7 protein-coding genes are annotated in these 6,936 nt (G+C 69.7%); all 7 read left to right on the forward strand.

Annotation, left to right across the window (positions count from 1 at the left end; genetic code table 11):
- The first annotated feature begins 6 nt into the window (after positions 1-6).
- Genes ACLQ21_RS15000 through ACLQ21_RS15030 form a run of 7 tightly spaced genes read left to right on the forward strand, consistent with a single transcriptional unit; the run spans position 7 to position 6,368 of the window.
- Entirely contained in the window at positions 7-555 is a 549-nt protein-coding gene (locus ACLQ21_RS15000; protein WP_425664769.1) for a F0F1 ATP synthase subunit B, read from the forward strand.
- Positions 555-1,340: a F0F1 ATP synthase subunit delta gene (locus tag ACLQ21_RS15005; RefSeq protein ID WP_425664770.1), complete on the forward strand. Its 786-nt coding sequence runs from the start codon at positions 555-557 to the stop codon at positions 1,338-1,340. Before ACLQ21_RS15000 ends, ACLQ21_RS15005 begins: the two co-directional genes overlap by 1 nt.
- Before the next feature lie 25 nt (positions 1,341-1,365).
- Entirely contained in the window at positions 1,366-3,000 is a 1,635-nt protein-coding gene (atpA, locus tag ACLQ21_RS15010; protein ID WP_425664771.1) for a F0F1 ATP synthase subunit alpha, read from the forward strand.
- A 23-nt stretch (positions 3,001-3,023) separates the two neighbouring features.
- A complete protein-coding gene (locus tag ACLQ21_RS15015) occupies positions 3,024-3,908 on the forward strand; it encodes a F0F1 ATP synthase subunit gamma (protein ID WP_425664772.1) in 885 nt (294 codons plus the stop codon).
- Between the two features lie 17 nt (positions 3,909-3,925).
- The gene (gene atpD, locus ACLQ21_RS15020; RefSeq protein WP_425664773.1) at positions 3,926-5,389 is read left to right on the forward strand and encodes a F0F1 ATP synthase subunit beta; all 1,464 of its coding nucleotides are present in this window, start codon (positions 3,926-3,928) and stop codon (positions 5,387-5,389) included.
- Complete coding sequence (locus ACLQ21_RS15025; RefSeq protein WP_425664774.1) at positions 5,389-5,646, forward strand: F0F1 ATP synthase subunit epsilon; 258 nt, start codon at positions 5,389-5,391, stop codon at positions 5,644-5,646. Before atpD ends, ACLQ21_RS15025 begins: the two co-directional genes overlap by 1 nt.
- Positions 5,643-6,368, forward strand: a complete 726-nt coding sequence (locus tag ACLQ21_RS15030) for a YaaA family protein (protein WP_425664775.1) — start codon at positions 5,643-5,645, stop codon at positions 6,366-6,368. The genes ACLQ21_RS15025 and ACLQ21_RS15030 overlap by 4 nt, the downstream gene beginning before the upstream one ends.
- The last annotated feature ends 568 nt before the right edge of the window (positions 6,369-6,936 follow it).

A 6,936-nucleotide genomic window follows, 5' to 3' on the forward strand; every position in this document is an offset into this window, starting at 1 on the left:
GCCCTGATGCTCATCACTCCTCTCTTCCTCGCGGAAGAAGCGGGGGAACAGCCAAACCCCCTGCTTCCTGCTCCGTATGACCTCATCTGGTCGACGGTCATCTTCGTCGTCCTCCTGCTGATCTTCTGGAAGGTCGTCCTTCCGCGCATGCAGGCGCTGCTCGACGAGCGCTCGGCGGCCATCGAGGGCGGCATCAAGAAGGCAGAGGCGGCTCAGGCCGAGGCTGCTGCAGCGCTGGAGTCGTACAACACCCAGCTCGCTGAGGCTCGGGCCGAGGCCGCTCGCATCAAGGACCAGGCTCGCGCCGACGCCGCCAAGATCGAGGCCGACCTCAAGGCTCGCGCGACCGACGAGGCCGAGCGCATCACCGCCCAGGCGCACCAGCGCATCGAGGCGGAGCGCCAGGCTGCGTTCAGCTCGCTGAAGACCGAGGTCGGCACGCTCGCCCTCGGCCTCTCCGAGAAGGTCGTCGGTGAGTCGATGGATGACGCGCGCTCTGCCGCGATCGTCGACCGCTTCCTCGCCGACCTCGAGCACGACACGGCGACCCGCTAGTGGGCAGCGCGACCAGCCAGGCACGAGCCGGCATCGACGAGGCGCTCGTGCGCCAGCCGCAGGCTGGGCTCCACGACGCGCGCGACCTGTTCCAGGCCTCGCGAGCCATCGAGCGCAACCCGCAGGTGCTGTCGTCGCTCGCCGATCCGGTCTCGCCTCCTGACGCGCGTGCGGCTCTCGCCGAGCGCGTGCTGGGGGAGCTCGGTGCGCCGGCGCGGGCGATCGTCGCGCACCTCGCACGCCAGCGCTGGTCCGACGCCGCCGACATCCTCGCCGCCATCGACGACGCGGGCATCCGCATCGCCGTGCAGGGATCGGGCGGCGCCGACGTCGCGGGCGAGATCGCGTCGTTCGCGCGCATCGTCGCCACCGACCCGCAGCTCGAGCTCGCGCTCGGCGGCGTGCTCGGCAAGGCTGACGACAAGGCCGCGCTCGTGCAGCGACTGCTCGGCGGCCGCGCGAGCGAGGCCACGCTGGCCATCCTCGACCACCTCGTGCGCGTCCCGCGCGGCCGCCGCATCGGGCAGCTGCTCCGAGGCGCGGCGACCGAGGTCGCGGCCGCCGCTGGCCGCTCGATCGCCACGGTCACCTCGGCTCGCGAGATCCCCGCCCCGCAGCTCGACCGGCTCCGCGTCGGCCTCGAGCGTCAGTACGGCCGCACGCTGCAGCTGCAGCAGGTCGTCGACCCGACCGTCATCGGCGGCCTCCGGGTCTCGATCGGCGATGACGTCATCGACGGCACCGTCCGTTCCAAGTTCACCGACCTGCGCCTGAAGCTCGGCTAGGTCGAAGGCTAGAAGAGGAAGACACATGTCAGAGCTCACCATCAGCCCCGACGAGATCAAGGGCGCACTCGCCGACTTCGTCTCGTCCTACGAGGCGTCGACCTCGACGACGGCCGAGGTCGGCCAGGTCATCGACGCCGCCGACGGCATCGCCCACGTCGAGGGCCTGCCCGGCGTCATGGCCAACGAGCTCGTGCGCTTCGCGGACGGCACCCTCGGCCTGGCTCAGAACCTCGACGAGACCGAGATCGGCGTCGTCGTGCTCGGTGAGTTCGGCGGCATCGTCGCCGGCATGGAGGTCACCCGCACGGGCGAGGTTCTCTCGGTCCCCGTCGGTGAGGGCTACCTCGGCCGCGTCGTCGACCCGCTCGGCAACCCGATCGACGGCCTCGGCGAGGTCGCCTCGAGCGGCCGCCGCGCCCTCGAGCTCCAGGCGCCCGGCGTCATGCAGCGCAAGTCGGTGCACGAGCCGCTCCAGACCGGCATCAAGGCGATCGACGCCATGATCCCCGTCGGCCGCGGCCAGCGCCAGCTGATCATCGGTGATCGCCAGACCGGCAAGACCGCGCTGCTGATCGACACGATCATCAACCAGAAGTCCAACTGGGACTCCGGCGACGTCAACAAGCAGGTCCGCTGCATCTACGTCGCGATCGGTCAGAAGGGCTCGACCATCGCCGCCGTCAAGGGCGCGCTCGAGGACGCCGGCGCGATGGAGTACACGACCATCGTGGCCTCGCCCGCATCCGACCCCGCCGGCTTCAAGTACCTGGCCCCCTACGCGGGCTCGGCCATCGGCCAGCACTGGATGTACGAGGGCAAGCACGTCCTCATCATCTTCGACGACCTGTCGAAGCAGGCCGAGGCCTACCGCGCTGTCTCGCTGCTGCTGCGCCGCCCGCCGGGCCGCGAGGCGTACCCGGGTGACGTCTTCTACCTGCACTCCCGTCTGCTCGAGCGCTGCGCGAAGCTCTCGGACGAGCTGGGCGCCGGTTCGATGACGGGCCTGCCGGTCATCGAGACGAAGGCCAACGACGTCTCGGCGTACATCCCGACCAACGTGATCTCGATCACCGACGGCCAGATCTTCCTGCAGTCCGACCTCTTCAACGCCAACCAGCGTCCCGCGGTCGACGTCGGCATCTCGGTCTCGCGCGTCGGTGGCGACGCGCAGGTCAAGTCGATCAAGAAGGTCTCCGGCACGCTCAAGCTCGAGCTCGCCCAGTACCGCTCGCTCGAGGCGTTCGCGATGTTCGCCTCCGACCTCGACGCCACGTCGCGCCGCCAGCTCGACCGGGGCGCTCGCCTCACCGAGCTGCTGAAGCAGCCGCAGTACTCGCCGTACCCGGTGGAGGAGCAGGTCGTCTCGATCTGGGCCGGCACCAACGGCAAGCTCGACACCGTGCCCGTCAACCAGGTGCTGCAGTTCGAGGCCGAGCTCCTCGAGCACATGCGCAACAACGGCACCGCCATGGCGACGCTGCGCGAGACGAACGTGCTCGACGACGCGACGCTGCAGACGCTCGAGGCAGAGGTCGACGCCTTCGTCAAGAACTGGCAGGGCAAGCCGTCGTCCAGCATCACCGACCCGGGCACCGAGTCGGCCGAGCCGATGGTCGAGGACGTCAACCAGGAGCAGATCGTCAAGGGCCGCCGCTGACGCGAGCTCGCTGAGGAGGCGACATGGGAGCCCAGCTCCGGGTCTACACGCAGAAGATCAAGTCTGCGCAGACGACCAAGAAGATCACGAAGGCGATGGAGCTCATCGCTGCATCGCGCATCCAGAAGGCGCTCGGTCGCGTGCACGCGTCGACGCCGTACGCGCGAGCGCTCACGCGCGCCGTCAGCGCGGTCGCCACGTACTCCAACGAGGCGCACCCGCTGACGATCGAGCGGGAGCAGCTCAAGCGCGCGGCGATCGTCGTGCTGACGAGCGACCGCGGCCTCGCCGGCGCGTTCAACTCGCAGATCCTGCGCGAGGCGAGCGAGCTGCGGGTGAAGCTCGAGGCTGAGGGCAAGGAGGTCGACCACTACCTGGTCGGCAACAAGGCCGTCGGCTACTTCCGGTTCCGCAAGCGCACGGCTGTGCAGGAGTGGACCGGGCAGTCGGAGCTGCCGACGCCGGAGCTGGCGCAGGAGATCGCCGACGCGGTGCTCGAGGCCTACGTCTCGGAGCAGGTCGACGAGATCCACGTCGTCTACAACCGCTTCGTCAGCATGATGACGCAGGAGCCGAACGCCGTGCGGCTGCTGCCGCTCGAGATCGTCGAGGCTGACAGCGCCGACAGCGCCGAGCAGTTCCCGCTCTACGAGTTCGAGCCGGAGCCCGCCGGTGTGCTCGACGCACTGCTGCCGGTCTACGTCGAGAGCCGCATCTTCAATGCCCTCCTGCAGTCGGCCGCCGCGAAGCAGGCAGCCACGCAGAAGGCGATGAAGTCGGCATCCGACAACGCCGACAAGCTCATCACCGACTACACCCGCCTGCGCAACAACGCGCGCCAGGCCGAGATCACGACGCAGATCTCCGAGATCGTGGGCGGCGCGGACGCCCTCGCCTCGGCGAAGTAGCCACGAAAGGCAAGCACATGACCATCACTGACACCACCGAGGCTTCCCAGAAGCAGGCCGGGGTCGGCCGCGTCGCTCGCGTCACCGGGCCCGTCGTCGACATCGAGTTCCCGCACGACTCCATCCCCGGCGTCTACAACGCGCTCAAGACGACCGTCGACTTCCAGGACGGCACCGAGCCGCAGGAGATCACGCTCGAGGTCGCGCAGCACCTCGGCGACGACCTCGTGCGCGCCATCGCGCTGAAGCCGACCGACGGCCTGGTCCGCGGCCAGGAGGTGCGCGACACCGGCGAGCCGATCATGGTTCCCGTCGGCGACGTCACCAAGGGCAAGGTCTTCAACGTCATCGGCGAGCCGCTCAACCTGGGCGAGGGCGAGACCCTCGAGGTGTCCGAGCGCTGGTCGATCCACCGCAACGCGCCGGCCTTCGACCAGCTCGAGTCGAAGACGCAGCTGTTCGAGACCGGCATCAAGGTCATCGACCTGCTCACCCCGTACGTGCTCGGCGGCAAGATCGGCCTCTTCGGCGGTGCCGGTGTCGGCAAGACCGTCCTCATCCAGGAGATGATCCAGCGCGTCGCGCAGGACCACGGCGGTGTGTCGGTGTTCGCCGGTGTCGGCGAGCGCACGCGTGAGGGCAACGACCTCATCCACGAGATGGAGGAGGCGGGCGTCTTCGACAAGACCGCCCTCGTCTTCGGTCAGATGGATGAGCCCCCGGGCACGCGACTCCGCGTCGCGCTCTCGGCGCTGACGATGGCGGAGTACTTCCGCGACGTGCAGAAGCAGGACGTGCTGCTCTTCATCGACAACATCTTCCGCTTCACGCAGGCCGGCTCCGAGGTCTCGACGCTGCTGGGCCGCATGCCCAGCGCCGTCGGCTACCAGCCGAACCTCGCCGACGAGATGGGCATCCTGCAGGAGCGCATCACGTCGACCCGCGGCCACTCGATCACGTCGCTGCAGGCCATCTACGTGCCCGCTGACGACTACACCGACCCGGCCCCGGCCACGACGTTCGCGCACCTCGACGCCACCACGGAGCTCTCGCGCGAGATCGCGTCGAAGGGCCTCTACCCGGCCGTCGACCCGCTCACGTCGACCAGCCGCATCCTCGACCCCCGCTACCTGGGCAACGACCACTACCGCGTCGCCACCACGGTCAAGCAGATCCTCCAGAAGAACAAGGAGCTGCAGGAGATCATCGCGATCCTCGGTGTCGACGAGCTCGGCGAGGAGGACAAGATCGTCGTGTCGCGTGCACGCCGCATCCAGCAGTTCCTCTCGCAGAACACCTACATGGCGAAGAAGTTCACCGGTGTCGAGGGCTCGACCGTGCCGCTCAAGGAGACGATCGAGTCGTTCGACGCGATCGCCAAGGGCGAGTTCGACCACGTGGCGGAGCAGGCGTTCTTCAACGTCGGCGCCATCTCGGACGTCGAGGCCAAGTGGGCGCAGATCCAGAAGGAGAACGGCTGATGGCTCTCGCCGTCAGCATCGTGTCGGCGGCCGCCGAGGTCTGGTCGGGTGAGGCCTCGCAGGTCATCGCCCGCACGACCGAGGGCGAGATCGGCATCCTCACGGGCCACGAGCCGGTGCTCGCTGTGCTCGCCGAGGGACAGGTGCGCGTCACGGATGCGTCCGGCACGGTGCACAGGGTGGATGCCGAGGACGGCTTCCTCTCGGTCGACCACGACCGCGTGGAGATCGTCGCCAGGAACGCCAAGCTCGCGTGATCGTCCTGCTGCCGCCCAGCGAGACGAAGGCGGCAGGCGGGACGGGTGATCGCCTCACGACGGCCAGTCTGGGTTACCCCGGGCTGGCCGTCGCCCGTTCGCGGGCACTGGCGGCGCTCGACCGCCTCGTCGCCGCGGGGCAGGACGTCTCGACGCCCGCGAAGGCGCGCGCCGCGGCTGACAATGCCGCCGTGCGCACGGCGCCCACCATGGCCGCGATCGAGCGGTACACGGGGGTGCTCTTCGACGCGCTCGACGCCGCATCCCTCGACGCCGATGCCCGCGCGTGGGTCGACCGCCACGTCGTCATCCAGTCGGCGCTGCTCGGCTTCGTGCGCGCCGGCGACTTGATTCCCGCCTACAAGGTGTCGGCGACCACGAAGCTGCCGGGGGAGCGGATGCGCGACCTCTGGTCGCACGCGGGCGACGTGATCGACGGCTTCGCGCTCGACCTGCGGTCGAAGGCCTACGCGTCGCTCGCGCCCGTCGCGGGCGCGGTGCCGGTCGAGATCGTGTCGCCCGAGGGCGCGGCGCTCAACCACTGGAACAAGGCCGGTAAGGGCGCGCTCGTCCGCGCGCTCGCCGTCGCGGGGGTCGAGGCGGACTCGGCGGATGCGCTCATCGCGTGGGCGGCGTCGGCCGACGTGCCGCTCGAGCGCACGCCCGAGGGCTTGCGCCTGACGGTGAGTGACCCGCGCCTCGCCGTTCTCTCCGCTGGTTGAGCCGGCCCGGGCGCAGCGCCCAGACCGTGTCGACCGACCCCTGGAGCCGGGCTAGAGCTGTGGTTTCGACACGCTCAGCGCCTGCGGCGCGGAGCGGCTCAACCAGCGGGAAGGCGGCGAGCAGCGCCCTGACCCACCCCGCTGGTTGAGCCGGTCCGGGCGCGCAGCGCCCTGACCGTGTCGAAACCGACTCCTTGGGCCGGCTGGGGCTGTGGTTTCGACACGCTCAGCGCCTGCGGCGCGCAGCGGCTCAACCAGCGGAAAGGCGGCGCACGGCGCCCCGACCCGCCCCGCTGGTTGAGCCGGTCCGGGCGCAGCGCCCTGACCGCGTCGAAACCGACCCCTTTGAGCCGGCTGAACCACCCCGCCCGGGAGGTTGTCCACAGGCCCGATTCCATGTCAGTGGCCCGTGGTGGAATGTGGTCATGGACGAGTGGGGCTGCGACCCGGAGGCGTACATCGCCGCGATCCGCGCCGGCGCTATCGACCCGTTCGGCCGCACCGCCGCAGAGCTGCAGGAGCTGCTGGATGCGTTCGACCGCGAGTGGGATGAGCGGCTTGCCGCGCT

Origin of the sequence: Agrococcus sp. DT81.2 (genome assembly GCF_049844935.1) — a bacterium.
In the GTDB taxonomy this organism is placed as follows: Bacteria; Actinomycetota; Actinomycetes; order Actinomycetales; family Microbacteriaceae; genus Agrococcus.

Coding starts and splice junctions, on each gene's coding strand:
- ACLQ21_RS15000 (WP_425664769.1), top strand. CDS start 7: ATGCTCATCACTCCTCTCTTCCTCGCGGAAGAAGCGGGGGAACAGCCA.
- atpA (WP_425664771.1), top strand. CDS start 1,366: ATGTCAGAGCTCACCATCAGCCCCGACGAGATCAAGGGCGCACTCGCC.
- ACLQ21_RS15015 (WP_425664772.1), top strand. CDS start 3,024: ATGGGAGCCCAGCTCCGGGTCTACACGCAGAAGATCAAGTCTGCGCAG.
- atpD (WP_425664773.1), top strand. CDS start 3,926: ATGACCATCACTGACACCACCGAGGCTTCCCAGAAGCAGGCCGGGGTC.
- ACLQ21_RS15025 (WP_425664774.1), top strand. CDS start 5,389: ATGGCTCTCGCCGTCAGCATCGTGTCGGCGGCCGCCGAGGTCTGGTCG.